Annotated in this window: 22 protein-coding genes; 5 read left to right on the top strand and 17 right to left on the bottom strand. The window is 71.2% G+C overall.

Going from position 1 to position 25,730, the window contains the following annotated elements:
* Positions 1-50: 50 nt before the first annotated feature.
* From rpsS to rpoB, 12 genes are all read right to left on the bottom strand, one after another.
* Complete coding sequence (gene rpsS / locus FB586_RS09935) at positions 51-332, bottom strand: 30S ribosomal protein S19 (RefSeq protein ID WP_136519176.1); 282 nt, start codon at positions 330-332, stop codon at positions 51-53.
* 12 nt (positions 333-344) lie between these two features.
* A complete protein-coding gene (gene rplB / locus FB586_RS09930) occupies positions 345-1,181 on the bottom strand; it encodes a 50S ribosomal protein L2 (RefSeq protein ID WP_136519175.1) in 837 nt (278 codons plus the stop codon).
* 23 nt (positions 1,182-1,204) lie between these two features.
* A complete protein-coding gene (rplW, locus tag FB586_RS09925) occupies positions 1,205-1,507 on the bottom strand; it encodes a 50S ribosomal protein L23 (protein WP_136519174.1) in 303 nt (100 codons plus the stop codon).
* Complete coding sequence (gene rplD, locus FB586_RS09920) at positions 1,504-2,193, bottom strand: 50S ribosomal protein L4 (RefSeq protein WP_136519173.1); 690 nt, start codon at positions 2,191-2,193, stop codon at positions 1,504-1,506. Before rplD ends, rplW begins: the two co-directional genes overlap by 4 nt.
* Before the next feature lie 5 nt (positions 2,194-2,198).
* Entirely contained in the window at positions 2,199-2,858 is a 660-nt protein-coding gene (rplC, locus tag FB586_RS09915) for a 50S ribosomal protein L3 (protein WP_136519172.1), read from the bottom strand.
* A gap of 23 nt (positions 2,859-2,881) precedes the next feature.
* On the bottom strand, positions 2,882-3,190 hold the full coding sequence (gene rpsJ / locus FB586_RS09910) for a 30S ribosomal protein S10 (protein ID WP_129336914.1): 309 nt from the start codon (positions 3,188-3,190) through the stop codon (positions 2,882-2,884).
* Positions 3,191-3,582: 392 nt separating this feature from the next.
* On the bottom strand, positions 3,583-4,776 hold the full coding sequence (gene tuf / locus FB586_RS09905) for an elongation factor Tu (RefSeq protein WP_136519171.1): 1,194 nt from the start codon (positions 4,774-4,776) through the stop codon (positions 3,583-3,585).
* A gap of 121 nt (positions 4,777-4,897) precedes the next feature.
* Positions 4,898-7,000: an elongation factor G gene (gene fusA / locus FB586_RS09900; RefSeq protein WP_136519170.1), complete on the bottom strand. Its 2,103-nt coding sequence runs from the start codon at positions 6,998-7,000 to the stop codon at positions 4,898-4,900.
* A 92-nt stretch (positions 7,001-7,092) separates the two neighbouring features.
* Positions 7,093-7,563, bottom strand: coding sequence for a 30S ribosomal protein S7 (gene rpsG, locus FB586_RS09895; RefSeq protein ID WP_089798424.1), 471 nt, complete (start codon positions 7,561-7,563; stop codon positions 7,093-7,095).
* A 5-nt stretch (positions 7,564-7,568) separates the two neighbouring features.
* Positions 7,569-7,937, bottom strand: coding sequence for a 30S ribosomal protein S12 (gene rpsL / locus FB586_RS09890; RefSeq protein ID WP_013117883.1), 369 nt, complete (start codon positions 7,935-7,937; stop codon positions 7,569-7,571).
* Positions 7,938-8,366: 429 nt separating this feature from the next.
* Positions 8,367-12,236 (bottom strand): DNA-directed RNA polymerase subunit beta', encoded by a 3,870-nt coding sequence (locus tag FB586_RS09885; RefSeq protein WP_136519169.1) that lies wholly within the window; start codon positions 12,234-12,236, stop codon positions 8,367-8,369.
* 124 nt (positions 12,237-12,360) lie between these two features.
* Positions 12,361-15,867, bottom strand: a complete 3,507-nt coding sequence (gene rpoB, locus FB586_RS09880; RefSeq protein ID WP_136519168.1) for a DNA-directed RNA polymerase subunit beta — start codon at positions 15,865-15,867, stop codon at positions 12,361-12,363.
* 521 nt (positions 15,868-16,388) lie between these two features.
* Between rpoB and FB586_RS09875 the strand changes: the two genes are divergently transcribed.
* Entirely contained in the window at positions 16,389-16,796 is a 408-nt protein-coding gene (locus FB586_RS09875; protein ID WP_136519167.1) for a DUF4383 domain-containing protein, read from the top strand.
* Positions 16,793-17,434 (top strand): hypothetical protein, encoded by a 642-nt coding sequence (locus FB586_RS09870; RefSeq protein ID WP_136519166.1) that lies wholly within the window; start codon positions 16,793-16,795, stop codon positions 17,432-17,434. Before FB586_RS09875 ends, FB586_RS09870 begins: the two co-directional genes overlap by 4 nt.
* A 141-nt stretch (positions 17,435-17,575) precedes the next feature.
* Here the strand turns inward: FB586_RS09870 and rplL are convergent, their stop codons facing one another.
* The 3 genes from rplL to FB586_RS09855 all read right to left on the bottom strand — a co-directional run bounded on the left by rplL (position 17,576) and on the right by FB586_RS09855 (position 21,441).
* Positions 17,576-17,968, bottom strand: coding sequence for a 50S ribosomal protein L7/L12 (gene rplL / locus FB586_RS09865; RefSeq protein WP_136519165.1), 393 nt, complete (start codon positions 17,966-17,968; stop codon positions 17,576-17,578).
* Positions 17,969-18,060: 92 nt separating this feature from the next.
* Entirely contained in the window at positions 18,061-18,594 is a 534-nt protein-coding gene (rplJ, locus tag FB586_RS09860; protein ID WP_136519164.1) for a 50S ribosomal protein L10, read from the bottom strand.
* Positions 18,595-18,876: 282 nt separating this feature from the next.
* Complete coding sequence (locus FB586_RS09855) at positions 18,877-21,441, bottom strand: CHAT domain-containing protein (protein ID WP_136519163.1); 2,565 nt, start codon at positions 21,439-21,441, stop codon at positions 18,877-18,879.
* A 40-nt stretch (positions 21,442-21,481) separates the two neighbouring features.
* Here FB586_RS09855 and FB586_RS09850 point away from each other — a divergent pair, with 40 nt between their 5' ends.
* The 3 genes from FB586_RS09850 (at position 21,482) to FB586_RS09840 (ending at position 24,099) form a co-directional block, all read left to right on the top strand.
* On the top strand, positions 21,482-22,879 hold the full coding sequence (locus FB586_RS09850; protein WP_136519162.1) for a S8 family peptidase: 1,398 nt from the start codon (positions 21,482-21,484) through the stop codon (positions 22,877-22,879).
* A 130-nt stretch (positions 22,880-23,009) separates the two neighbouring features.
* Positions 23,010-23,594, top strand: coding sequence for an RNA polymerase sigma factor (locus tag FB586_RS09845; protein ID WP_246036679.1), 585 nt, complete (start codon positions 23,010-23,012; stop codon positions 23,592-23,594).
* Complete coding sequence (locus FB586_RS09840; protein WP_136519160.1) at positions 23,575-24,099, top strand: hypothetical protein; 525 nt, start codon at positions 23,575-23,577, stop codon at positions 24,097-24,099. The genes FB586_RS09845 and FB586_RS09840 overlap by 20 nt, the downstream gene beginning before the upstream one ends.
* A 296-nt stretch (positions 24,100-24,395) precedes the next feature.
* Here the strand turns inward: FB586_RS09840 and rplA are convergent, their stop codons facing one another.
* Both rplA and rplK read right to left on the bottom strand, forming a co-directional pair.
* On the bottom strand, positions 24,396-25,115 hold the full coding sequence (gene rplA, locus FB586_RS09835; RefSeq protein ID WP_136519159.1) for a 50S ribosomal protein L1: 720 nt from the start codon (positions 25,113-25,115) through the stop codon (positions 24,396-24,398).
* Between the two features lie 101 nt (positions 25,116-25,216).
* The gene (gene rplK / locus FB586_RS09830) at positions 25,217-25,648 is read right to left on the bottom strand and encodes a 50S ribosomal protein L11 (RefSeq protein ID WP_136519158.1); all 432 of its coding nucleotides are present in this window, start codon (positions 25,646-25,648) and stop codon (positions 25,217-25,219) included.
* Between the last annotated feature and the right edge of the window lie 82 nt (positions 25,649-25,730).

Genomic DNA, 25,730 nt, shown 5'->3' with positions numbered 1-25,730 from the left:
TGTCCTGCTCTCTGTTCTCTGCCGTCAGGGCGTCACCAGGCTGACCGGGGTCAGCGGCGACGGCCCTTCCGGTCGTCCTTCTCGTGGCCGCGGAACGTCCGCGTGGGGGCGAACTCGCCGAGCTTGTGCCCGACCATCGACTCCGTCACGAACACGGGCGTGTGCTTGCGGCCGTCGTGGACCGCGAAGGTGTGGCCGAGGAAGTCCGGCGTGATCATCGAGCGACGAGACCACGTCTTGATGACGTTCTTCGTGCCGGCCTCGTTCTGCGCGTCGACCTTCTTCTGCAGGTGGTCGTCGACGAACGGGCCCTTCTTGAGGCTGCGAGGCATCTCGGGCTCCTATCAGCGCTTCTTGCCGGTGCGCCGACGGCGCACGATGAGCTTGTCGCTCGGCTTGTTCGGACGACGGGTGCGGCCCTCGGGCTGACCCCACGGGCTCACCGGGTGGCGACCGCCGGAGGTCTTGCCCTCACCACCACCGTGAGGGTGGTCGATCGGGTTCATGGCGACACCGCGGACGGTGGGGCGCTTGCCCTTCCACCGCATGCGGCCGGCCTTGCCCCAGTTGATGTTCGACTGCTCGGCGTTGCCGACCTCGCCGACCGTCGCGCGGCAGCGCAGGTCGACGTTGCGGATCTCGCCGGACGGCATGCGCAGCTGCGCGTACGGGCCGTCCTTCGCGACGAGCTGCACCGAGGCACCGGCCGAGCGCGCGATCTTCGCGCCGCCACCGGGGCGGAGCTCGATGGCGTGGATGACCGTACCCGTGGGGATGTTGCGCAGCGGCAGGTTGTTGCCGGGCTTGATGTCGGCGCCGGGACCGGCCTCGACGACGTCGCCCTGCGACAGCTTGTTCGGCGCGATGATGTAGCGCTTCTCGCCGTCCGCGTAGTGCAGGAGCGCGATGCGCGCCGTGCGGTTCGGGTCGTACTCGATGTGCGCGACCTTGGCCGGCACGCCGTCCTTGTCGTGACGACGGAAGTCGATGACGCGGTAGGCACGCTTGTGACCGCCACCCTGGTGGCGCGTGGTCACACGACCGGTCGAGTTGCGGCCACCCGTCTTGTGCAGCGGGCGGACCAGCGACTTCTCCGGCGTGGAGCGCGTGATCTCGACGAAGTCGGCGACCGACGAGCCACGGCGGCCCGGCGTCGTCGGCTTGTACTTACGGATTCCCATGAGTCCTCAGATCCTTCCGGGCCTCAGCCGACCGGTCCGCCGAAGATGTCGATCGAGCCCTCGCGGAGGGTGACGATCGCACGCTTCGTGGCCTTGCGGCGGCCGATGCCGAAACGGGTCCGGCGGGCCTTGCCCTGGCGGTTCGCGGTGTTGACCGAGTCGACCTTGACGCCGAAGACCTGCTCGACGGCGATCTTGATCTCGGTCTTGTTGGCCCGCGGGTCGACGAGGAACGTGTACTTGCCCTCGTCGAGCAGGCCGTAGCTCTTCTCCGAGACGACCGGCGCGATCAGGATGTCGCGCGGGTCCTTACCCACGGCGGTCACTTCGTCTCCTCCAGCGCGGCCTCGGACTCGGTCGCGACGGCCTTCGCACCCTTGACGGGGCCGGCGAGGAACGCGTCGAGCGCGCCCTGCGTGAAGACCACGTCGTCCGAGATGAGGACGTCGTAGGTGTTGAGCTGGTCGGCGACGAGCAGGTGCACCCGCTCGACGTTGCGCAGCGACTTCCAGGTGATCTCGTCCTGGCGCTCGACGACCACGAGGACGTTCTTGCGGCCGGACAGGTTGTCGAGCACCGCGAGGGCGGCCTTGGTCGACGGCACCTGGCCGGGCGCGAAGCCCGTCACGACGTGGACGCGGCCGGCACGCGCGCGGTCCGAGAGAGCACCGCGGAGCGCCGCGGCCTTCATCTTCTTCGGGGTCCGCTGCGAGTAGTCGCGCGGGGTCGGGCCGTGGACCGTGCCACCACCCGCGAACTGCGGGGCGCGGGTCGAGCCCTGACGGGCGCGGCCGGTGCCCTTCTGCTTGTACGGCTTCTTGCCGCCACCCCGGACCTCACCACGGTTCTTCGTGTCGTGGGTGCCCTGCCGCGCAGCGGCGAGCTGGGCCACGACGACCTGGTGGATCAGGGGGACGTTCGTCGGCGCGTCGAAGACGTCACCGGGCAGGTCGGCCGTACCGGCCTTCGTGCCCTTCTCGTCGAGGACGTCGACGGTCAGCGTGTCGCTCATCGAGGTCACGCACCCTTCGCAGCGGAACGCACGAGAACGACGCCGCCCTTGGGGCCCGGGACGGCGCCCTTGACGAGCAGCAGACCCTTCTCGGCGTCGACCGCGTGCACGGTCAGGTTCTGGGTGGTCTGACGGGCGACGCCCATCCGACCGGCCATGCGCAGGCCCTTGAAGACGCGCGACGGCGTCGAGGCGCCGCCGATCGAGCCGGGCTTGCGGTGGTTGCGGTGCGCACCGTGGGAGGCGCCGACGCCGGAGAAGCCGTGACGCTTCATGACACCGGCGGTGCCCTTGCCCTTGGTGGTGCCGACGACGTCGACGACCTGGCCGGCCTCGAACGCCGCAGCGGTGATCTCCTGGCCGAGCGTGTACTCGGCCGCGTCGGAGGTGCGGACCTCGGTCACGTGCCGACGAGGGGTGACCCCCGCCTTCTCGAAGTGACCCTTGAGGGGCTTGGTGACCTTGCGCGGGTCGATCTGGCCGTGGGCCAGCTGCACCGCGGCGTAGCCGTCGGTCTCAGCGGAGCGCACCTGCGTCACGACGTTCGGCGCGACGGCGACGACGGTCACGGGCACGAGGCGACCGGCCTCGTCCCAGACCTGCGTCATGCCGAGCTTCGTGCCGAGCACCGCGGTGACGGGGCGCGCGTTCTGCTGGGTAGCCATGAAAGATCAGTCCCTTCCCAGCGTCAGAGCTTGATCTCGATGTTCACGTCCGCGGGCAGGTCGAGACGCATGAGCGAGTCGACCGCCTTCGGCGTGGGATCGATGATGTCGATGAGCCGCTTGTGCGTGCGCATCTCGAAGTGCTCGCGGCTGTCCTTGTACTTGTGGGGCGACCGGATCACGACGAAGACGTTCTTCTCCGTCGGGAGCGGCACCGGGCCCACGACCGACGCACCAGCGCGAGTCACCGTGTCGACGATCTTGCGCGCCGAGCTGTCGATGACCTCGTGGTCGTAGGACTTGAGCCGGATGCGGATCTTCTGTCCCGCCATGGCGTCGTCTACTTCTCTCTCTCGATACCGGTCCGTCCGACCCCCGCACTCGGGCGTGTCGCCTTTCGCGACGCGCCTCCGCGCTGCGTACCGTTCCCGGGACGGGGGTCGTGGTTGCGGCCCGCACCACCGGGGGTGACCCCGGGGCCTGCGGAACCGCCACGTCTGGTCGCCCTGGCCGAGGCGCGCGCGAACGCACACCCGAAGCGGGCAACCCGAACAGTCTGCCAGACGATCGGACGGATGGCCAACCCCCGTCGTCGTGGCCCCCGCCACAGGGGCGGTAACCGGTCGGTGGGGACGGCGCGTGCGGCGCCGGCGGCGAGCACGCAGCAGGGCCCGGGAGCCGAGGCTCCCGGGCCCTGTGTGCGATCAGCCCCGGAGGGCGGTGATCACTTGATGATCTTCGTGACCCGGCCCGAGCCGACGGTGCGGCCACCCTCGCGGATGGCGAAGCCGAGGCCCTCCTCCATGGCGATGGGCTGGATGAGGTTCACGTGGATCTCGGTGTTGTCACCGGGCATGACCATCTCGGTGCCCTCGGGCAGCGTGATGACGCCGGTGACGTCCGTCGTCCGGAAGTAGAACTGCGGACGGTAGTTGCCGTAGAACGGGTTGTGACGGCCGCCCTCGTCCTTGGCCAGGATGTAGACCTGGCCCTCGAACTCGGTGTGCGGCGTGATCGAACCCGGCTTCACGACGACCTGGCCGCGCTCGACCTCCTCGCGCTTCGTGCCGCGCAGGAGCAGACCGACGTTCTCGCCGGCCTCGGCGTAGTCGAGGAGCTTGCGGAACATCTCGACACCGGTGACGGTGGTCTTGATCGCCTTCTCCTTGATGCCGACGATCTCCACCTCCTCGTTCACCTTGAGCTGACCGCGCTCGACACGACCGGTGACGACCGTGCCACGACCGGTGATCGTGAAGACGTCCTCGATCGGCATGAGGAACGGCTTGTCGATGTCGCGCACCGGGTCCGGCACGTTCTCGTCGACCGCGTCGAGGAGGTCCTCGACCGACTTCACCCAGGTCGGGTCGCCCTCGAGCGCCTTGAGGCCCGAGACGCGCACGACCGGCGCGTTGTCGCCGTCGAAGCCCTGCGACGACAGCAGCTCGCGGACCTCCATCTCGACGAGCTCGAGGATCTCCTCGTCGTCGACCATGTCGGACTTGTTGAGCGCCACGAGCAGGTAGGGCACGCCGACCTGACGGGCGAGCAGGACGTGCTCACGCGTCTGGGCCATCGGGCCGTCGGTGGCGGCGACCACGAGGATGGCGCCGTCCATCTGCGCCGCACCCGTGATCATGTTCTTGATGTAGTCGGCGTGACCCGGCGCGTCGACGTGCGCGTAGTGGCGCTTCTCCGTCTGGTACTCGACGTGCGCGATGTTGATCGTGATGCCGCGCTGCTTCTCCTCCGGCGCCTTGTCGATCTCGTCGAACGGCGTGAAGGGGTTCAGGTCCGGGTACTTGTCGTGCAGCACCTTCGAGATCGCGGCGGTCAGCGTCGTCTTGCCGTGGTCGACGTGACCGATGGTCCCGATGTTGACGTGCGGCTTGGTCCGCTCGAACTTCGCCTTGCCCACTGGGTGTCCTCCTCAGGACTTGGTAGAGATTGCCCGACGGCAGCCACCTGACGGTACCTGCTCGGCGTGCGGTCCTACGGGTCGGATGTGTTGCTGGTACTGCGGGGTTCGACCTGTGGGACTACTCGCCCCGGGTCTTCTTGATGATCTCGTCGGCAACGTTCCGAGGAACCTCGGCGTAGCTGTCGAACTGCATCGAGTACACGGCACGGCCCTGCGTCTTCGACCGGAGGTCGCCGACGTAGCCGAACATCTCGGAGAGCGGCACCTGGGCGCGGATGACCTTCACACCCGTGGCGTCCTCCATCGACTGGATCATGCCGCGACGCGAGTTGAGGTCGCCGATGACGTCGCCCATGTAGTCCTCGGGCGTACGGACCTCGACGGCCATGATCGGCTCGAGGAGGGCCGGGTCCGCCTTACGCACCGCCTCCTTGAGGATCATCGAGCCGGCGATCTTGAACGCCATCTCCGAGGAGTCGACGTCATGCGCCGCACCGTCGAGCAGGATCGCCTTCACGCCCACGAGCGGGAAGCCCGCGAGGACGCCCAGCTGCATCGCGCTCTGGATGCCGGCGTCGACGGACGGGATGTACTCGCGCGGGATGCGGCCACCGGTGACCTTGTTCTCGAACTCGTACAGCTCGCCCTCGGCCGGGTCCAGCGGCTCGAAGGTCATCTGGACCTTGGCGTACTGGCCGGAGCCACCGGTCTGCTTCTTGTGCGTGTAGTCGATCTTCTCCACCGTGCGGCGGATCGTCTCGCGGTACGCGACCTGCGGCTTGCCGACGTTGGCCTCGACCTTGAACTCGCGACGCATGCGGTCGACGAGGATGTCGAGGTGGAGCTCGCCCATGCCGCCGATGACGGTCTGGCCGGTCTCCTCGTCCAGGCGGACGCGGAACGTCGGGTCCTCCTCGGCGAGCTTCTGGATGGCCGTGGAGAGCTTCTCCTGGTCACCCTTCGTCTTCGGCTCGATCGCCACGTCGATGACGGGCTCCGGGAAGGTCATCGACTCGAGCACGACCGGCGAGGCCGGGTCGCACAGCGTGTCACCGGTGGTGACGTCCTTGAGCCCGATGAAGGCGTAGATGTGGCCGGCCTGCGCCTCGGGGACGGGGTTCTCCTTGTTGGAGTGCATCTGGAAGAGCTTCCCGATGCGCTCCTTCTTCCCCTTGGTCGAGTTGAGCACCTGGGCGCCCTGCTCGACCTTGCCCGAGTACACGCGGACGTAGGTCAGCTTGCCGAAGAACGGGTGCGAGGCGACCTTGAACGCCAGGGCCGAGAACGGCTCCGACGCGTCCGAGTGGCGCTCGATGGTGATGGACTCGTCCTTGGCGTCGTGGCCCTGGACGGCCGGCACGTCGAGCGGCGACGGCAGGTAGTCGATGACCGCGTCGAGCATGGGCTGCACGCCCTTGTTCTTGAACGCGGAGCCGCAGAGGACCGGGTAGGCCTCCGAGGCGATCGTGAGCTTGCGGATGCCGGCCTTGATCTCGGCCGTCGTCAGCTCCTCGCCGCCCAGGTACTTCTCGAGCAGCTCCTCGTCGGTCTCGGCGACGGCCTCGATGAGCTCGCTGCGGTACTGCTCCGCGCGCTCCTGCAGGTCGGCCGGGATGTCCTCGACCTCGTACTTCTCGCCCAGCGCGGTCTCGCCGCGCCACACGAGCGCACGCATCTCGACCAGGTCGACGACGCCGACGAAGTCGTTCTCGGAGCCGATCGGCAGCTGGATGACCAGCGGCTTGGCCTTGAGGCGCTCGACGATCGTCTTGACCGTGAAGTAGAAGTCCGCGCCGAGCTTGTCCATCTTGTTGACGAAGCAGATGCGCGGGACGTCGTACTTGTCGGCCTGGCGCCACACCGTCTCGGACTGGGGCTCGACGCCCTCCTTGCCGTCGAAGACGGCGACGGCACCGTCGAGGACGCGCAGCGACCGCTCGACCTCGACCGTGAAGTCGACGTGGCCGGGCGTGTCGATGATGTTGATCTGGTTGTTCTTCCAGTAGCAGGTCGTCGCGGCGGACGTGATCGTGATGCCGCGCTCCTGCTCCTGCTCCATCCAGTCCATCGTCGACGCGCCGTCGTGCGTCTCACCGATCTTGTAGTTGACCCCGGTGTAGAACAGGATCCGCTCGGTGGTGGTGGTCTTGCCGGCATCGATGTGCGCCATGATGCCGATGTTGCGGACCTTCGTGAGGTCGGTCAGCACGTCCAGTGCCACGTGATAGCCCCTTGTCGGTTGGCTGTTGATCGGTGCCGGCCCCGACGCCGCGGGCACCTGAGGTCAGGCGGCCCGCGGCGTCGGGCCAGGAGTCACCAGCGGTAGTGCGCGAACGCCCGGTTGGACTCGGCCATCTTGTGCATGTCCTCACGGCGCTTGACCGCGGCACCCAGGCCGTTGGAGGCGTCGAGGATCTCGTTCATGAGGCGCTCGGTCATCGTCTTCTCGCGACGCGCGCGCGAGAAGTCGGTGAGCCAGCGCAGCGCGAGCGTGGTCGCGCGCACGGGGCGGACCTCGATCGGCACCTGGTAGGTCGCACCACCGACGCGACGGGACTTCACCTCGATGGAGGGACGCACGTTGTCCAGCGCGCGCTTGAGCACGACGACCGGGTCGGACTGCGTCTTCTCGCGGACGCCCTCGAGGGCGCCGTAGACGATCGACTCCGCGACGGTCTTCTTGCCGTCGAGGAGGACCTTGTTGATGAGCTGCGTGACGACCGGCGAACCGTAGACGGGGTCGACGATCAGCGGCCGCTTCGGAGCGGGACCCTTGCGAGGCATCTGACTCAGCCCTTCTTCGCGCCGTAGCGGCTGCGCGCCTGCTTGCGGTTCTTCACACCCTGCGTGTCGAGCGCGCCACGGACGATCTTGTAGCGGACACCCGGCAGGTCCTTCACACGGCCGCCGCGCACGAGCACGATCGAGTGCTCCTGCAGGTTGTGGCCGACGCCCGGGATGTAGGCCGTGACCTCGATGCCCGACGAGAGGCGGACACGCGCGACCTTGCGCAGCGCGGAGTTCGGCTTCTTCGGGGTGGTCGTGTACACGCGGGTGCAGACACCGCGACGCTGCGGGGAGCCCTTGAGGGCAGGCGTCTTCGACTTGTTCGTCTTCGCCTGCCGGCCCTTGCGGACCAGCTGCTGGATCGTAGGCACTACGTCTCCGAACTGTTCGGTGTTCTCTGGTCTGACCGGCACCCGTCACCCAGGACGGCCGGCTTGGTCCGGATCGTCGCCCGTCGCACGACTACCCCGGTCGGTCTTGCGTCCCGCACCGACCCCCGCGCCCGGGCGTGTCGGCCCTCTCCCCCGTGCGGTGGGCGACCTGGCGAGGCCGGACCGAACGGGAGGGGGACCACCCGGTGCTCCGCGGCCGCCCCGAGGGGTCCGGCTCGCGTGCACGCACAAGGGCCCGACGGCGCGGGCACGGTGTCCTACGTTACCCGGCGCACCGGGGAGCGTCAAAGAGACCCCGGCCACTCCCCGCACCTGCAGGGCCGGCCGGGGCGGCCACGGACAGACGGCCCGAGGGGCCCGCCGGCGTCAGCCGGCGAGCCCCTCGGGGTCGAGCAGTGAGGTCCGACGTCAGCGGTAGTCGCCGAAGTCGATGTCCTCGAGCGGGATCGCCTCGCCCGAGCCGAGGCCCAGGGCGGGGAAGTCGATCTCGTCGTAGCCGAAGGCCGGGTACAGCTCGGCCTTCGCCTCCTCGGTCGCCTCCACCTCGACGTTCCGGTAGCGGGCCAGGCCCGTACCCGCCGGGATGAGCTTGCCGAGGATGACGTTCTCCTTCAGACCCAGCAGCGGGTCCGACCGGCTCGACATCGCGGCCTCGGTGAGCACCTTCGTCGTCTCCTGGAAGGAGGCGGCGGACAGCCACGAGTCCGTCGCGAGCGACGCCTTCGTGATGCCCATGAGCTCGGGACGGCCCGACGCCGGCTGGCCACCCTCGGACACGGCCTTGCGGTTCGCGTCCTCGAAGCGGCCGCGCTCGGCGAGCTCGCCGGGCAGCAGGTCCGTCTCGCCCGAGTCGAGGACCGTCACGCGGCGCAGCATCTGCCGCACGATGACCTCGATGTGCTTGTCGTGGATGTCCACGCCCTGCGAGCGGTAGACCTCCTGCACCTCGTCGACCAGGTGCTTCTGCGTCGCACGCGGCCCGAGGATGCGCAGGACCTTCTTCGGGTCCACCGCACCCTGGACGAGCTGCGTGCCGACCGCGACGTGGTCGCCGTCCTGCACGAGCAGGCGCGAGCGCTTCGTGATCGGGTACGCGATCTCCTCCGAGCCGTCGTCCGGCGTCAGGACGATGCGCCGCGAGCGGTCACCCTCCTCGATCGCCACCCGGCCCGAGAACTCCGCGATCGGCGCCTCACCCTTGGGGGTACGGGCCTCGAAGAGCTCCTGGACACGCGGCAGACCCTGCGTGATGTCGTCCGCCGAGGCCACACCACCGGTGTGGAACGTGCGCATCGTCAGCTGGGTGCCGGGCTCACCGATCGACTGGGCCGCGATGATGCCGACGGCCTCGCCGATGTCGACGAGCTTGCCGGTCGCGAGCGAACGGCCGTAGCACTTGGCGCACGTGCCGACGCGCGACTCGCAGGTGAGCACGGAGCGGATCTTGAGCTCGGTGACACCCGTCTCGAGGAGACGGTCGAGCAGGACGTCGCCGACGTCGTCACCGGCGTGACCGATGACCTCGCCCTCCACCTCGATGTCGGTCGCGAGCGTCCGCGAGTACACGGAGGTCTCGACCTTGTCGTGGCGGCGCAGCGTGCCGTCCGCGGTCGCCACGCCGATCGGCATGGTCAGGCCGCGCTCGGTGCCGCAGTCCTCCTCGCGGACGATGACGTCCTGCGAGACGTCCACCAGACGACGCGTGAGGTAGCCCGAGTCGGCGGTCCGCAGAGCGGTGTCCGCCAGACCCTTGCGGGCGCCGTGCGTCGCGATGAAGTACTCGAGGACGGACAGGCCCTCGCGGTAGTTCGCCTTGATCGGGCGCGGGATGATCTCGCCCTTCGGGTTGGCCACGAGGCCACGCATACCCGCGATCTGGCGGACCTGCATCCAGTTGCCTCGCGCACCCGAGCCGACCATGCGGAACACGGTGTTGCGGGCCGGGAAGTTGGCCTGCATCGCCTTCGCGACCTTGTCGGTGGCGTTCGTCCAGATCTCGATGAGCTCCTGACGACGCTCGTCGTCCGTGATGAGGCCCTTCTCGTACTGGCCCTGGACGCGCGCGGCCTTCGCCTCGTGCTCCTCGAGGATCTCCTTCTTGGCCGCCGGCGTGGCGACGTCCGAGATGGCGATCGTGACACCCGAGCGGGTGGCCCAGCGGAAGCCGGCCTCCTTCAGGGCGTCGAGGGACGCGGCGACCTCGACCTTCGGGTACCGCTCGGCCAGGTCGTTGACGATGACCGACAGGCGCTTCTTGTCGACGACGCCGTTCTCGTACGGGTAGTCCACCGGCAGCAGCTCGTTGAAGAGCGCACGGCCGAGGGTCGTCTCGAACAGCAGGGTCTGACCCGGCTCCCAGCCCTCGGGCGCCTCGTCCTCACCGAGCACGAGGTCGTCGAAGCGGATCCTCACCACGGCGTTCAGGTCCAGGCTGCCCTGGTCGAACGCCATGATCGCCTCGGAGACCGAGCTGAACGCACGGCCCGCGCCGAGCGCGTCCTCCTTGTCGCTCGTCAGGTGGTACAGGCCGATGATCATGTCCTGCGAGGGCATGGTCACCGGACGGCCGTCCGACGGCTTGAGGATGTTGTTGCTCGACAGCATGAGGATGCGGGCCTCGGCCTGCGCCTCCGCCGACAGCGGCAGGTGCACGGCCATCTGGTCGCCGTCGAAGTCCGCGTTGAACGCGGCGCAGACGAGCGGGTGCAGGTGGATGGCCTTGCCCTCGACCAGCTGCGGCTCGAACGCCTGGATGCCGAGGCGGTGCAGCGTGGGCGCACGGTTCAGCAGCACCGGGTGCTCGGTGATGACCTCCTCGAGCACGTCCCACACGACCGGACGGGCGCGCTCGACCATGCGCTTCGCGGACTTGATGTTCTGCGCGTGGTTGAGGTCGACGAGCCGCTTCATGACGAACGGCTTGAAGAGCTCGAGCGCCATCTGCTTGGGCAGGCCGCACTGGTGCAGCTTGAGCTGCGGGCCGACGACGATGACCGAACGGCCCGAGTAGTCGACGCGCTTGCCGAGCAGGTTCTGGCGGAACCGGCCCTGCTTGCCCTTGAGCATGTCGGAGATCGACTTGAGCGGACGGTTGCCGGGGCCCGTCACCGGGCGACCGCGACGGCCGTTGTCGAACAGCGAGTCCACGGCCTCCTGGAGCATCCGCTTCTCGTTGTTGACGATGATCTCCGGCGCGCCCAGGTCCAGGAGCCGCTTGAGGCGGTTGTTCCGGTTGATGACGCGGCGGTACAGGTCGTTGAGGTCCGACGTGGCGAAGCGGCCGCCGTCGAGCTGGACCATCGGGCGCAGGTCCGGCGGGATGACCGGGACCGCGTCGAGGACCATGCCCGTCGGCGAGTTGCTCGTCGTGAGGAACGCGTTGACGACCTTGAGGCGCTTGAGGGCGCGCGTCTTGCGCTGACCCTTGCCCGAGCGGATCGTCTCGCGCAGCGAGGCCGCCTCGGCGTCCAGGTCGAACGCCTCGAGGCGCTTCTGGATCGCCGCGGCGCCCATCGAGCCCTCGAAGTAGTTGCCGTACCGGTCCTGCAGCTGGCGGTACAGCATCTCGTCGCCCTCGAGGTCCGCGACCTTGAGGTTCTTGAACCGGTCCCAGACCTGCTCGAGGCGGTCGAGCTCGGCGTCCGCGCGCTTGCGCAGCTGGGCCATCTCGCGCTCGGCCGAGTCGCGCACCTTGCGGCGGGCGTCGGCCTTCGCACCCTCGGCCTCGAGCTCGGCCAGGTCGGCCTCGAGCTTCTGGGCGCGGGCGTTGATGTCGTTGTCGCGGCGGTCCGCGATCTCCTTCTTCTCCAGGTCGATCTCGTTCTGGAGGTTCGGGAGGTCCTCGGCACGGCCGTCCTCGTCGACCCACGTGATCATGTAGGCCGCGAAGTAGATGACCTTCTCCAGGTCCTTCGGCGCCAGGTCGAGCAGGTAGCCGAGCCGGCTGGGCACACCCTTGAAGAACCAGATGTGCGTGACCGGGGCGGCCAGCTCGATGTGCCCCATGCGCTCACGGCGGACCTTCGAGCGCGTCACCTCGACGCCGCAGCGCTCGCAGATGATGCCCTTGAAGCGGACACGCTTGTACTTGCCGCAGTAGCACTCCCAGTCCCGGGTGGGACCGAAGATCTTCTCGCAGAAGAGACCGTCCTTCTCCGGCTTCAGGGTCCGGTAGTTGATGGTCTCGGGCTTCTTCACCTCGCCGTGCGACCAGGCACGGATGTCGTCGGCCGTGGCCAGGCCGATGCGCAGCTCGTCGAAGACGTTGACGTCGAGCAAGGTTCCTACTTCCTTCGCGTTCCGGGGCCGTCCGGCTCACCGGTACATCTGCTACAGGGGTGTCGGCGCCCGGCCCGGACCGCGCCGCCCGCGTGGGGGGCGCGTACCGGGCCGGGGCTCGGCCTCAGATCTCCTCGATGCTGCTGGCGTTCGGGCGCCGCGACAGGTCGATGCCGAGCTCCTCCGCGGCGCGGTAGACCTCGTCGTCGTTCTCCTTCATGTCGATGGACACGCCGTCGGACGACAGCACCTCGACGTTCAGGCAGAGCGACTGCATCTCCTTGAGCAGGACCTTGAACGACTCCGGGATGCCGGAGTCCGGGATGTTCTCGCCCTTGACGATCGCCTCGTAGACCTTCACGCGGCCCGGGACGTCGTCCGACTTGATGGTGAGCAGCTCCTGCAGCGTGTAGGCGGCGCCGTACGCCTCCAGGGCCCACACCTCCATCTCGCCGAACCGCTGGCCACCGAACTGCGCCTTACCACCCAGCGGCTGCTGCGTGATCATCGAGTAGGGGCCGGTCGACCGGGCGTGGATCTTGTCGTCCACCAGGTGGTGCAGCTTGAGGATGTACATGTAGCCGACCGAGACCGGGTCCGGGAACGGCTCCCCGGAGCGGCCGTCGAACAGGCGCGCCTTGCCGTCGGGGCCGACGGTGCGGACGCCGTCGCGGTTCGGCAGCGTCGTCGCGAGCAGACCCGAGAGGGTCTCCTCCGGGACGCCGTCGAACACCGGCGTCGCGACCGGCGTGCCGGGCTCCGAGCGGTGCGCGACCTCCGGCACGTCCTCGCGCCACTGCACGTCGCCCTCGGCCAGCTGGACGTCCCAGCCCTGCTTGGCGACCCACCCGAGGTGCGTCTCGAGGACCTGGCCGACGTTCATGCGGCCCGGGACGCCCAGCGGGTTGAGGACCACGTCGACCGGCGTGCCGTCCGCGAGGAACGGCATGTCCTCGACGGGCAGGATCTTCGAGATGACGCCCTTGTTGCCGTGACGGCCGGCGAGCTTGTCGCCGTCCGTGATCTTGCGGCGCTGGGCGATGTACACGCGGACCAGCTCGTTCACGCCGGCGGGCAGCTCGTCGCCGTCCTCGCGGCTGAACGTGCGCACCTCGATGACCGTGCCGGACTCGCCGTGGGGCACCTTGAGCGACGTGTCGCGGACCTCGCGCGCCTTCTCGCCGAAGATCGCGCGCAGCAGGCGCTCCTCCGGGGTCAGCTCGGTCTCGCCCTTGGGCGTGACCTTGCCGACGAGGATGTCGCCGGCCGCGACCTCGGCACCGATGCGGATGATGCCGCGCTCGTCCAGGTCCGCCAGGACCTCCTCGGAGACGTTCGGGATGTCCCGCGTGATCTCCTCGGGGCCGAGCTTCGTGTCGCGGGCGTCGACCTCGTGCTCCTCGATGTGGATCGAGGAGAGGACGTCGTCCTGCACGAGGCGCTGCGACAGGATGATCGCGTCCTCGTAGTTGTGGCCCTCCCACGACATGAACGCGACGAGCAGGTTGCGGCCGAGCGCGAGCTCGCCCTCGTCCGTCGCCGGGCCGTCGGCCAGCACGGAGCCGACCTCGACGCGCGCGCCCTCGGCGACCAGCACGCGCTGGTTGTAGGACGTGCCCTGGTTGGAGCGGCGGAACTTCGCCACCCGGTAGGTCGACGTCGTCGCGTCGTCGTTGGCGACCGTGATCAGGTCGGCCGAGACCTCGGTGACGACACCCGGCTTCGACGCGACGATGACGTCGCCCGCGTCGACGGCCGCACGGCGCTCCATGCCGGTGCCGACGAGCGGCGCCTCGGAGCGGACCAGCGGCACGGCCTGGCGCTGCATGTTCGCGCCCATGAGGGCACGGTTCGCGTCGTCGTGCTCGAGGAACGGGATGAGCGCGGTGGCGACCGACACCATCTGGCGCGGCGAGACGTCCATGTAGTCGACCTCGCCGGCCGGGATGAACTCGACCTCGCCGCCCTTCGTGCGCACGAGGACGCGGTCCTCGGCGAACGTGCCGTCGGCCTCGAGCGGGGCGTTGGCCTGCGCGATGACGTAGCGGTCCTCGTCGTCGGCCGTCAGGTAGTCGACGTCGTCCGTCACGCGGCCCTGGACGACCTTGCGGTACGGGGTCTCCACGAAGCCGAACGGGTTGATGCGTCCGTACGTGGCGAGCGAGCCGATGAGGCCGATGTTCGGGCCCTCGGGGGTCTCGATCGGGCACATGCGGCCGTAGTGCGACGGGTGGACGTCACGGACCTCCATGCCGGCGCGGTCGCGGGACAGACCACCCGGGCCGAGGGCCGACAGACGCCGCTTGTGCGTCAGGCCCGCGAGCGGGTTGTTCTGGTCCATGAACTGCGACAGCTGGCTCGTCCCGAAGAACTCCTTGATGGAGGCCACGACGGGGCGGATGTTGATGAGGGTCTGCGGCGTGATCGCCTCGACGTCCTGCGTCGTCATGCGCTCGCGCACGACGCGCTCCATCCGCGACAGGCCCGTGCGGACCTGGTTCTGGATGAGCTCGCCGACCGCGCGGATGCGGCGGTTGCCGAAGTGGTCGATGTCGTCCGTCTCGACGCGGAACTCGATCGCCTCGCCGTTGCGCGTGCCGGGCAGCGTGGGGCGGTCGATGTGCAGGGCGGCGAGGTACTTGATCGTCGCGACGACGTCCGACAGCGACAGGACCGAGTCGCTGAGCGGCGCGTCCTGGCCGACCTTCTTGTTCAGCTTGTAGCGGCCGACCTTCGCGAGGTCGTAGCGCTTGGGGTTGAAGTAGAAGTTCTCGATCAGCGCGCGGCCGGCCTCGACGGTCGGCGGCTCGCCGGGACGGATCTTGCGGTAGAGGTCGAGCAGCGCCTCGTCCTGCGTCTGGACGTGGTCCTTCTCGAGCGTGTCGAGCACGGCCGGGTAGTCGGCGAACTCCTCGCGGATCTCGCCCTCGGTCATGCCGAGCGCCTTGAGCAGCACGGTGGCGTTCTGCTTGCGCTTGCGGTCGACGCGGACGCCGACGTTGTCGCGCTTGTCGATCTCGAACTCGAGCCACGCGCCGCGGCTCGGGATGATCTTGGCGGTGAGCACGTCCTTGTCCGACGTCTTGTCGGCGACGCGCTCGAAGTAGACGCCCGGGGAGCGGACGAGCTGCGAGACGACCACGCGCTCCGTGCCGTTGATGATGAACGTGCCGCGCTCGGTCATGAGCGGGAAGTCGCCCATGAAGACCGTCTGCGACTTGATCTCGCCGGTCGTGTAGTTGACGAACTCCGCGGTGACGAACAGCGGCGCCGCGTAGGTGAAGTCCTTCTCCTTGCACTCCTCGGCCGTGTACTTCGGCGGCTCGAAGCGGTGCTCGCGGAAGGAGAGGGACATCGTCCCGCCGAAGTCCTCGATCGGGGAGATCTCCTCGAAGATCTCCTCCAGGCCGGCGGTCTCCGGGATGTCGTTGCGGCCGGCCTCGACGGCGGCGGCGACGCGTGCCTGCCAGCGCTCGTTGCCCAGCAGCCAGTCGAAGCTCTCGGTCTGCAGGCCGAGCAGGTCCGGGACCTCGAGGGGCTCGTTGATCCTGGCGAAGGAGATGCGGCGGGATGCGGTGCGGTTCGCGATGGCGTCGGCGGACGGAGCAGAAGGGGTGCGCGAGGCAGCCAAGGGGGGTCCTTCCCTGCGGATGGAGTGCACGCTGCGCCTGGCCCGGCTGGTCGCGACCCCCCGGCCGTGCGAGCCCCGTCCTCGTCGCGCACGAACGACGAGAGCGGGCTCGGGTTATACGGGGTCGCGGACACAGGCCAGCGCAAAGCGCTAGCATACCCGCCCGGGCGTGCCAAGTAAACCCCCCGGGGGCGCTCCGCGGTCGGCACCGTTGCCGCCGGGTCGTCCCCGTGGTCCTCGTCCACGGGGCCCGAGCCCGTACCGGCGCCGGACCCTCGTGGCGGTGACGCTCTCGTCACCGGCAGACATGGTGGCACACCCGGCGCCGGGCGGGAAGCGGAGCGGCGCGGACGGCGGCGCGAGAGGCGCGACGCGCCGGTGCAGCACCCCCCTCGCGCCTTTCGCCGTGCGGGGACCACCGGGTCCTCCTACGGTCGTCTTCGCAGGCCGGGTGCACCAGCAGAGGGGTGCCCGGCGCTCAGCCCACCGTCAGGGGCGCACGCCCCGGGAAGAGGGTCACCATGTCGAAGTCCCCGAACCGCCTCGTCGCCGCCATCTTCGGCGCCGTCTACACGCTCGTCGGCCTCGCCGGCTTCCTCGTCACCGGAGGGGTCCCCTTCGCGTCGCAGGAGGGCGAGCTCCTGCTCGGGTTCGAGGTCAACCCCCTGCACAACATCGTGCACCTGGTCATCGGCATCGCGCTGCTGCTCGCGTCGCGGACCGTCGGCGGCGCCCGCTCGGCCAACCTGGCCGTCGGTGCGGTCTACCTGCTGGTCGGCATCCTCGGCCTGTTCATCATCGACACCGAGGCCAACATCCTGGCCCTGAACGGCGCCGACAACGTCCTGCACTTCGGCACCGCGATCATCCTGCTCGGCGTCGCCCTCGGCGCCGACCGCGACCGCGCCCGCACCGCGCGCACGGCGTGAGCACGGCGGGAGCCGGCCGGCTCCCCCGCCCGGCTGCCACCGGCGCCGGGCGGGGGGACCACCCCGGCGCCGCGGCGACCGACGGCACGGCCTGGCCCGCCGAGACCACGACGGCGTTCGTGACCCGCACCTGGGGCGCCTACGGCGCCCTCGGCACGGGCCTGCTCCTCGTCGCGCTCGGGGCGGAGCACCTCGACCACCACCCGGCGGCGTCCGCGCTGCTCCTGCCGCTCGGCGCCGGCGCGCTCCTGGTCGCCGTGCTGTCGCTGCGCGGCGCCGGCCGGCACCTGCGCCCGGGCGGCGTGGTCACCGCGCTCGCCGGGGCGGCGGCGGTGCTGGTCGGCCTCGCCACGGGACGCACGGCGACCGCCGAGCTCACGGCCGTGGGCCTCGGGGTCCTCGCCGGCGCGCTGCTGGCGGCGTCGGCCGGGCCCCGCGCCCTCGCCTCGCGAGAGCGCGCCTCGGCGACGCGGACCAGCCTCGACGCCCGGGCCTCCGGGCCCTGGGCCCGCCTCGCCCTGCTGGCCGTCGGCGCGCTGCTGGCCTCGGCCGCGACCGTGAACGGCCTCGCCGCGACGGAGGCGGGCGACCACGCCGTGCCCCACGGCCTGCACCACGTGGGCGGGCACCACGGCTGACGGTCCCCCCCTGTGCCGCCGTCCTCCGGGCCGACGAGCCGTACGACACGACGGAGCCCGCACCCCGAGGGGTGCGGGCTCCGTCGTCTGCGTGGCTGGTCCGGTCGGGCGGCCTGCGTCAGGCGGCCCGACCGGCCCGGATCACTTGAGGGTGACCGTGGCGCCGGCGCCCTCGAGCTGCGCCTTCGCCTTGTCGGCCGTCTCCTTGTTCGCGCCCTCGAGAACCGGCTTCGGCGCGCCGTCGACGAGGTCCTTGGCCTCCTTCAGGCCGAGGCTCGTGAGGGCACGCACCTCCTTGATGACCTGGATCTTCTTGTCACCGGCGGCCTCGAGGATGACGTCGAAGGAGTCCTTCTCCTCCTCGGCCGGGGCGTCGGCGGCGCCGCCGCCCGCGGGGGCGGCCACGGCCACGGCGGCCGGCGCGGCAGCGGTGACCTCGAAGACCTCCTCGAAGGCCTTCACGAACTCGGAGAGCTCGATGAGCGTGAGCTCCTTGAACGCGTCGATGAGCTCGTCGGTGGTGAGCTTCGCCATGGTGGCGGTTCCTTCCGTTCTGACCCGTCGTCCGGTGGTCGGCGACAGGGGGTGCTGGGTCCTTGCTGGGAGCTGCGGGCTGAGCGTCGGGCTCAGGCAGCGGTGTCGGACGACTCCTCGCGCTTGGCGCGCAGGGCCTCGACGGTGCGCACGGCCTGCGAGGCAGGAGCCGTGAACAGGTACGCGGCCTGGTAGAGCTTGGCCTTCATCGCGCCGGCCGCCTTGGCCAGCAGCACCTCGCGGGACTCGAGGTCCGCGAGCTTGGTGATGTCCTCCGCGGTCAGCGGGCGGCCGTCGAGGACGCCCCCCTTGATGACCAGCGCAGGGTTCGCACGGGCGAAGTCACGCAGACCCTTGGCCGCCTCGACCGGGTCGCCGTTGACGAAGGCGATCGCCGACGGGCCCGCGAGCCCGTCGTCGAGGCCCTCGAGGCCGGCTTCCTTGGCCGCGATCGCGGTCAGCGTGTTCTTCACCACGGCGTACTGAGCGTTCCCGCCGAGCGCCTTGCGCAGCGTCTTGAGCTGCGCGACGGTGAGCCCGCGGTACTCGGTCAGCACGGCCGCGTTGGAGGCACGGAAGCGCTCCGTGATCTCCGCGACGGCGGCTGCCTTGTCCGGCCTCGCCATGGCATTCCTTCCGATCAGGGTGCCGCCGGCGTGCCACCCCGGGAAAACAGAAGAGCCCCGCGCAGGCGCGGGGCTCGGCAGGACGCGCGCGTCGACGGGCACGTGCCGGGGCACGTACGGTCGGACGGACGTCCGGTGAGTCTCGCCTGCGCAGGCCCCCGCTGTCGCGGAGCTTCGGCCGGTCCGACGAGCGGACCGACGACCGGCGGTCTTGGGCGCAAGCATCGTACGCCACGCGTGGGCCTGCTCCCAAATCGCACGACGGCGCTCGCCCCCGGCGCGTCAGACGCCGCCGTGCGCGGCGAAGGTGCACCAGTTCACGAACCCGCCCGGGGCGTCGCGGTCGACCTCCCCGCGGGCACCGTGCAGCGCCCGCGCCATCGTCTCCCCCGCGGCGAGCCGCCGGTGCAGCGCCACCATGAGGTCGACGACCTCCACGTCGGGCACGGCCGCGCTGCTCGCGACGACGCCCCGGGTCCCCTGGGCCAGCATCGCGCTCACGAAGCCGAGCACCTCGTCCCCCGCGTACGCCACGTCCGCGCCGGAGTGGCACGACGCGAGGACGAGCCGCGCCGGCGCGACGGCGGCCTCGTGGATCTCCTGCACCGTGAGCGGGCCGTCCCCGAGCGAGACCGCCGAGAACATCGGGCTGTCGGTGCGCAGCGTCCCGTGGCACGCCAGGTGCACGAGGGACGCGTCCGCCATCGCCCCGAGCACGGCCCGGGCCTGCGCCTCGTGCGGCTGGAGCACGCGCGCCGAGGGGTGCACCTCCTGCAGCGCCTCGACCTCCCGCCGGGCCCCGACCAGGTCCGGCCCGGCGACCAGCACAGGCCGCTCCACCGGGGGGCCCGGTCCCTGCTCGCGGGTCCGCGCCCACATGCCGACCGACGGTGCGAGACCGACCGGCCCCCCGTGCAGCGCCGACCACGGCGCCGCGTGCAGGCCGCCGGCGGGGACGACGACGAGCTCGGCCTCCTCCGCGACCCCGAGGGGTGCGACGAGCGCCGCGCGCAGCAGGCGCAGGCGCAGCTCGGCGCTCTCGCGCGCAGCGGCTACCGCGCCGCCGCTGCGCGGGTTCGCGAGCCGACGCAGCGCGAACACCAGCGGAGGCAGGTGCGCGAGGACGGGCTCCACGTGACCGAGCTCGACGACGCGCGCACGCCGGGGCTCGACCACGACCGCCGTGAGGCTCGAGCCGTGGCGGCCGAGCTCGACGAGCACGCGCCCCTCCAGCCGCTCCCGCAGCCGCCCGAGCCCGAGGCGGGTGCGGCCCCGCACGCTGCCCCCGCGCGCGCGCCGCGAGGTCCCGGCCGCCGGCAGCGTCGTCGTCAGCGCGAGCGCACGCGTCCGCTCCATCCAGTCCAGGACCAGCGCCGGGGTGCCGTCGCGGGCGTGGACGTCGAGCCCGATCGCGCCGAGCTCGACCCCGTGGCCCGAGGCCAGCGCGCGCAGCTCGACCGTCGGCAGCTGGTCACGGTGGACGGCCAGGTCCCGCAGCCCGGCGTCGCACGACTGCACGGCTGCGCGGGCGTCGCCCCGCAGCATCGCCGCCCGCGCACCGGCGACCTTCCCCTTGACGCGGACGAGCACCGGTCCGTCGACGGCGAGCCGCTCCGCCCGGTCGTACGAGCGGACCGCTCCGCGGCGGTCCCCCGCACGCTCGGCCAGGCGACCCGAGAGGACGTGGGCCTCGACCGCCGTCAGCACGTCGTCGGCCCGTTCCAGGCGGCCAGCGACCCGACGCGCCGACGACAGGTGCTCGCCCGGGGGCTCCCCCCGCAGGTACCCGGCCTCGAGCGCGACCAGGGCGGCTCGGTCACGCCACCGGGCGCGGCGCTGCCGCTGCGCCGTCTCCCGCAGCTCCGCCGCGGCACGGGCCGCCGCCTCGACGTCCCCGGACAGGAGCAGGACGCGCGCACGGCGCAGGCCGGCCTCGAGCGCGAGCATCGTGAGGCCGGCCCGCTCGAACTCGTCCTCCGCGCGCCCGGCCGCCGCGGCCGCCTCGGGCAGCAGACGCAGGTCCGCCATCGCGTCGGCGTACTCCGTGTAGTACTCACCCAGGGGGATGCCCGCAGCCGAGTAGACCGCCGACGCGCGCTCGAAGTCGCGCAGCCCCGCGGCGAGGCGCCCGGCGCGCACGTTGATCCACCCACGCGTCTGCAGCGCCGGCGCGAGCATGGCCGGCCCCGCACCCTCGGCGGCGACGACGGCCGCCTCCGCGACCCGCAGCGCGCGGGCGTGCGCGGCGCGCTCGGCCAGGACCATCGCGAGGTTGTTCGACGCGACCACCCGGATGCCGACCGGCAGCTGCGGCACGTCGAGCACGAGGAGATAGCCCTGCTCGGCGTCCGCCAGCCGGCCCGCGTTGTGGTCGAGCACGGCCCGGGCCAGGCGTGCACGGCCGACCGCGGGCAGCCGCTCGGGCGCGACCTGCGCCGCGTCGAGCTCCGCGACCGCGCGGTCGAGGTCGCGTCGCGCGCCGGCCAGGTCGCCGATCTCCTGGCGCAGGTAGGCGCGGCTCATCAGGACCGCACCCTCGACCTCGCGCAGCCCGTGACGGCGCGCCGTCATGACGGCGTCGTCGAGCAGGCCGCGGGCCTCGACGGGCTGGCGTCGCACGCGGTGCACCCAGGCGAGGGCACGCAGCGCGAGCGAGAGCAGCTCGGCGTCGGCGTCGCGGCGTGCCCGCTCGACGGCCCCGCGCGCCCGCCGCTCGACCTCCTTCGGGTCGGCCTCGTGCGCGTCGACCACGCCCCAGAGGTGTATCAGGAGGACGTCACGCCCCTCCTCCGTGACGACAGCGGCGGGGTCCGCGTGCGTCGGGAGCACGGACGCCGGCCTGGCCATCCGCCGATCGTAGGCTCCGCACCCGCTCCGAGGAGGAACATTGACCGCCTACCGCACCGACCCGGGATCCCTGGGACGACCGTTCGGACGGGACTACGCACCCGCCGTCGCGCCCCTCGTGGCCGACCCCGGGCTTCGCCGCGTCGTCGACCAGCAGGCGAGGGAGCTCCTCAACGGCAGCGACGACCCGGAGGTGCGGCGTCGGGCGCTGGCGGTGCGGGAGCGCGTGAGGGGTCGGTGGGCGCGCGGCGGGGGCCGGGTCGAGATGCTGCCCGACCAGCGCGACCAGGAGCGGGCACTCGTGCTCGGCGGCGAGGTCCTCGTGAGCGCCGCATCCTGGCCGGACGTCGAGGACGAGGCCCGGCGCGAGCGGCTCGAGCGCGTCGAGGTCGGGTGCCCCGACCTCGAGGACCGGGTCGTGCGGCTGCGCGGTGACGGCGACGACGTCGATGCACGGCTGACCCGGTTCGTGACCGACCTGCGGCGCCAGGGCCACGCGACGTCGTTCAGCTACGTCACGCCGCTGTCGCCGGTCATGAAGCCGTGCTCGGGCAGGCCGGCCCCCGGGCTCGCGACGTTCGCGGAGTACGGGCCCGTCGACCGCTCGCACGGCCGGGGCGTGCGCGTCGCGGTCATCGACACCGGCGTGGTGGCCGAGCCCCGGTCCGACGGGTGGCTCGGGGACGTCGCGCGCATCGCCGCCGACGCGGGACCCGCGTCGAACGTCGACCCGCTGGACGCCGACCCCGCGGACGGGTACCTCGACGTCTCGGCGGGCCACGGGACGTTCGTGGCCGGGATCGTCGCGCAGGTCGCCCCGGGCGCCGAGATCATCGCGCACCGGTCCCTGACCACGAGCGGGACCGCCAGCGACGTGGACGTCGCGTGCGCCCTCATCCGCGCGGTGCGGGAGAACGCCCAGGTCGTCAACCTCTCCCTCGGCACGTCGACGTACTTCGACGAGCCGCCGCTCGCGCTGGCCGCCGCGCTCGACGTCGTGCGCGAGATCGAGGCCGCGCGCGGGTGGGAGACGGTGATCGTCGCCGCGGCGGGCAACGCGGGCACCCGGGTCCCCGTGTGGCCTGCGGCGTTCGGCCGCGTGGTCGCAGTGGGCGCGCTGACGTCGACGCTGCGACCGACGAGGTGGTCGTCACGCGGGCACTGGGTGGACGTCTCGACCGTGGGCGAGGGCGTCGTCTCCACCTACGTCGCGGGCTCGCAGGCTCCCGACGTGGCGGCCGAGCCGCAGACCTTCGGGCGTGACGCGTGGGCCTGCTGGACCGGGACGTCGTTCGCCGCCCCGCAGGTCGCCGGCGCCGTCGCCCGCGCCATGACGGAGCACCGGCTCTCCAGCACACAGGCCGTCCGCGAGCTCCTGGCGGCCGGCCGGCCGGTCGCCGACTTCGGCAAGGCCCTGCGGATCCTGCCGGGGGTGTGAGGTGCTGGGCACGTGCCTCGTCGAGCGGGATGATGGCGTCCGGGACAAAGCGGACACACCGAAGGGAAGCGCGATGAACAGCGCGCAGGAGATGGGCGAACCGTATGCGGAACGGTCGACGAGCCGACTCGTGAGCGGTGCGCTCGCCGGCGACGAGCTGTCCTGGGCCGAGATCGTGCACCGGCACACCAACCTCGTGATGGCGCGCGTGCGCCAGTTCCGGCTCACGCCCCAGCAGGCCGAGGACGTGGCCCAGACGGTGTGGCTCAACCTGCTCGAGCACCTCGCCGACCTGCGGGAGCCCGCGGCCCTGCCCGGGTGGATCGCCACCGCGACCCGCCACGAGTGCATCCGCACGGCGAACCTCAGCCGCCGGTCCGTGCCGGTCGACCCCACCACGGGCCACTTCGACGCGCAGGACGACACCGAGCTGGACAGCGAGCTGCTCCGCTCGGAGCGGTACGCCGCGCTGCACGCTGCGCTCGACGAGCTGCCCAGCCACCAGCGCGAGCTGCTCCTCCTGCTCGCGACCGACCCACCACCCAGCTACCAGGAGGTGTCGGCGCAGCTCGGCATCCCGGTGGGCTCGATCGGGCCGACCCGGCAGCGTGGGCTCGCGAGGCTGCGGCGGACGGCGGCCATGACCAGCTACCTCGCGGCGCCCAGCGGCGCCGCACTCGGCGAAGGGGGCCGCGATGTCCTGGCACTCGGATGACACGCACGGGCCCGACGGGCTCCCCGACGGGCTGTGGCCGGACGACGACCGGCTCGCCGCGGAGCTGCGCGAGGCGCTCGCCGAGGCGGCACTGCGCGAGCAGGTCGCCGCGACCGCCCGTGTCGCCTACTCCGCGCACCGCGGCATGCTCGCGCTGCGCGAGGAGCTCGACGCCGACCTGCTGCTGCTCGGCCTCGTCCACGACTCGCTCGGCCACGCGCCCCTCGCCGGCGTGCGCGACCGCTCGGGCCAGCCGTCGCGCACCCTCGTCTTCGAGGGCGACGGCGTGGGTGTCGAGGTGGAGGTGGGTGAGCGAGCCGTGGAGGGTCAGCTCATCCCTGCCCGGCCGGGCCGGGTCACGCTGCGCCGCCCGGACGGGGACGTCGCGTCGACCGACACCGACGAGGTGGGCTACTTCCGCATCGAGGCGCACCCCGAGGGGCCGGTGCGGCTGCTGTGCACGAGCGCGTACGGGGTCTGCGTCACCGAGTGGCTCGCGTGGTGAGGAGCGGCACGGGCGCGCCCTGCTGACGTGCCGGCCAGCCCTCGTCGACCTGCGGGCGGCGAGGGCTGGCCCCGGAGGGCGCACCCTCGTGCGCGGTTCGTCCGTTCACGACGTTCCGACGTGCTACCGGGCGGCCGCGGTGTCGGGCAGGAGCGCGGCGAGCCGGCGACGGAGCACGCGCGGCGGTGTGCCGGCGCGAACCACCCCGGGTCGGCGAGTTCTCCCCGCGGTCGCAGGACGCACGACGGCCCGGCACCCCTCGGGGTGCCGGGCCGTCGTGACGAGGGGGACGGGCGTCAGGCCGCGTCCTCCTCCACGGTGAGGTTCCGCGTCTTGTTCTGGTCGAGCAGGATGCCCGGGCCGTTCGTCGTCGAGATCGTCGCCTTCGTGATGTAGCGACCCTTCGACGCCGCCGGCTTCAGACGCAGGATCTCGTCGAGCGCCGCCGCGTAGTTCTCCACCAGCTGGACGTCGGAGAACGACGTCTTGCCGATGATGAAGTGCAGGTTCGCGTGGCGGTCGACACGGAACTCGATCTTGCCGCCCTTGATGTCGGACACGGCCTTGGCCACGTCCATCGTCACGGTGCCGGTCTTCGGGTTCGGCATGAGGCCGCGGGGACCGAGGACCTTGCCGAGGCGGCCGACCTTGCCCATGAGGTCGGGCGTGGCGACCGCGGAGTCGAAGTCCGTGTAGCCGTCGGCGACCTTGGCGATGAGCTCGTCGCCGCCGACCTCGTCCGCACCCGCGGCGCGCGCCTGCTCGGCACGCTCGCCGACGGCGAAGACGATGACGCGGGCGGTCTTGCCCGTGCCGTTCGGGAGGTTGACCGTGCCGCGGACCATCTGGTCCGCCTTGCGCGGGTCGACACCGAGGCGGAACACGACCTCGACGGTCGCGTCGTACTTGGTGGTCGACGTCGCCTGGGCGAGGCGCACGGCCTCGAGGGGGGCGTAGACGCGGCCCGGCTCGATCTTCTCGAGCGCGGAGCGGTACGCCTTGCTGTGCTTCGGCATCTGCCTGTTCTCCTGTCAGCAGTCGTGGTCGAACGGGCCGCACAGGGCCCTGCCACTGGGGTCGGCCCGGACGGGTGCCCGGGCCGGGGTCGAGCGGGCGCTCAGTCCTGGACGGTGATGCCCATGGAGCGCGCGGTGCCGGCGATGATCTTCTCGGCGGCGGAGAGGTCGTTCGCGTTGAGGTCCTCGAGCTTGGTGCTCGCGATCTCGCGGACCTGGTCCTTCGTCAGCGACGCGACCTTCGTCGTGTGCGGCGTCGGGGAGCCCTTGGCCACGCCCGCGGCCTTCTTGATCAGCTCGGCGGCCGGCGGCGTCTTCGTGATGAAGGTGAACGAGCGGTCCTCGTACACCGTGATCTCGACGGGGATGACGTTGCCGCGCTGCGACTCGGTCGCCGCGTTGTACGCCTTGCAGAACTCCATGATGTTGACGCCGTGCTGACCCAGCGCCGGGCCGATGGGCGGCGCAGGGGTCGCGGCACCGGCGTTGATCTGGAGCTTGATCAGGCCGGTGACCTTCTTCTTGGGGGGCATGGTGCCTTCCGTTCGTGTCGTGGGCCGACGCCGTGGGCGATGACCCGGTTGCAGCCCCCGCAGCGCGGGGGCGGATCAGCAG

This window comes from Cellulomonas telluris, from assembly GCF_004886325.1.
Taxonomy (GTDB): Bacteria; Actinomycetota; Actinomycetes; order Actinomycetales; family Cellulomonadaceae; genus Cellulomonas; species Cellulomonas telluris.
Note: the sequence above shows the minus strand (reverse complement) of the source record. Positions and strands in the feature narration are given on the sequence as shown.

Excerpts from the sequence above, each read along its gene's own strand:
- rpsS (WP_136519176.1), bottom strand. The coding sequence starts at position 332 with ATGCCTCGCAGCCTCAAGAAGGGCCCGTTCGTCGACGACCACCTGCAG.
- rplB (WP_136519175.1), bottom strand. The coding sequence starts at position 1,181 with ATGGGAATCCGTAAGTACAAGCCGACGACGCCGGGCCGCCGTGGCTCG.
- rplD (WP_136519173.1), bottom strand. The coding sequence starts at position 2,193 with ATGAGCGACACGCTGACCGTCGACGTCCTCGACGAGAAGGGCACGAAG.
- rplC (WP_136519172.1), bottom strand. The coding sequence starts at position 2,858 with ATGGCTACCCAGCAGAACGCGCGCCCCGTCACCGCGGTGCTCGGCACG.
- rpsJ (WP_129336914.1), bottom strand. The coding sequence starts at position 3,190 with ATGGCGGGACAGAAGATCCGCATCCGGCTCAAGTCCTACGACCACGAG.
- rpsG (WP_089798424.1), bottom strand. The coding sequence starts at position 7,563 with ATGCCTCGCAAGGGTCCCGCTCCGAAGCGGCCGCTGATCGTCGACCCC.
- FB586_RS09875 (WP_136519167.1), top strand. The coding sequence starts at position 16,389 with ATGTCGAAGTCCCCGAACCGCCTCGTCGCCGCCATCTTCGGCGCCGTC.
- rplL (WP_136519165.1), bottom strand. The coding sequence starts at position 17,968 with ATGGCGAAGCTCACCACCGACGAGCTCATCGACGCGTTCAAGGAGCTC.
- rplJ (WP_136519164.1), bottom strand. The coding sequence starts at position 18,594 with ATGGCGAGGCCGGACAAGGCAGCCGCCGTCGCGGAGATCACGGAGCGC.
- FB586_RS09855 (WP_136519163.1), bottom strand. The coding sequence starts at position 21,441 with ATGGCCAGGCCGGCGTCCGTGCTCCCGACGCACGCGGACCCCGCCGCT.
- FB586_RS09840 (WP_136519160.1), top strand. The coding sequence starts at position 23,575 with ATGTCCTGGCACTCGGATGACACGCACGGGCCCGACGGGCTCCCCGAC.
- rplA (WP_136519159.1), bottom strand. The coding sequence starts at position 25,115 with ATGCCGAAGCACAGCAAGGCGTACCGCTCCGCGCTCGAGAAGATCGAG.
- rplK (WP_136519158.1), bottom strand. The coding sequence starts at position 25,648 with ATGCCCCCCAAGAAGAAGGTCACCGGCCTGATCAAGCTCCAGATCAAC.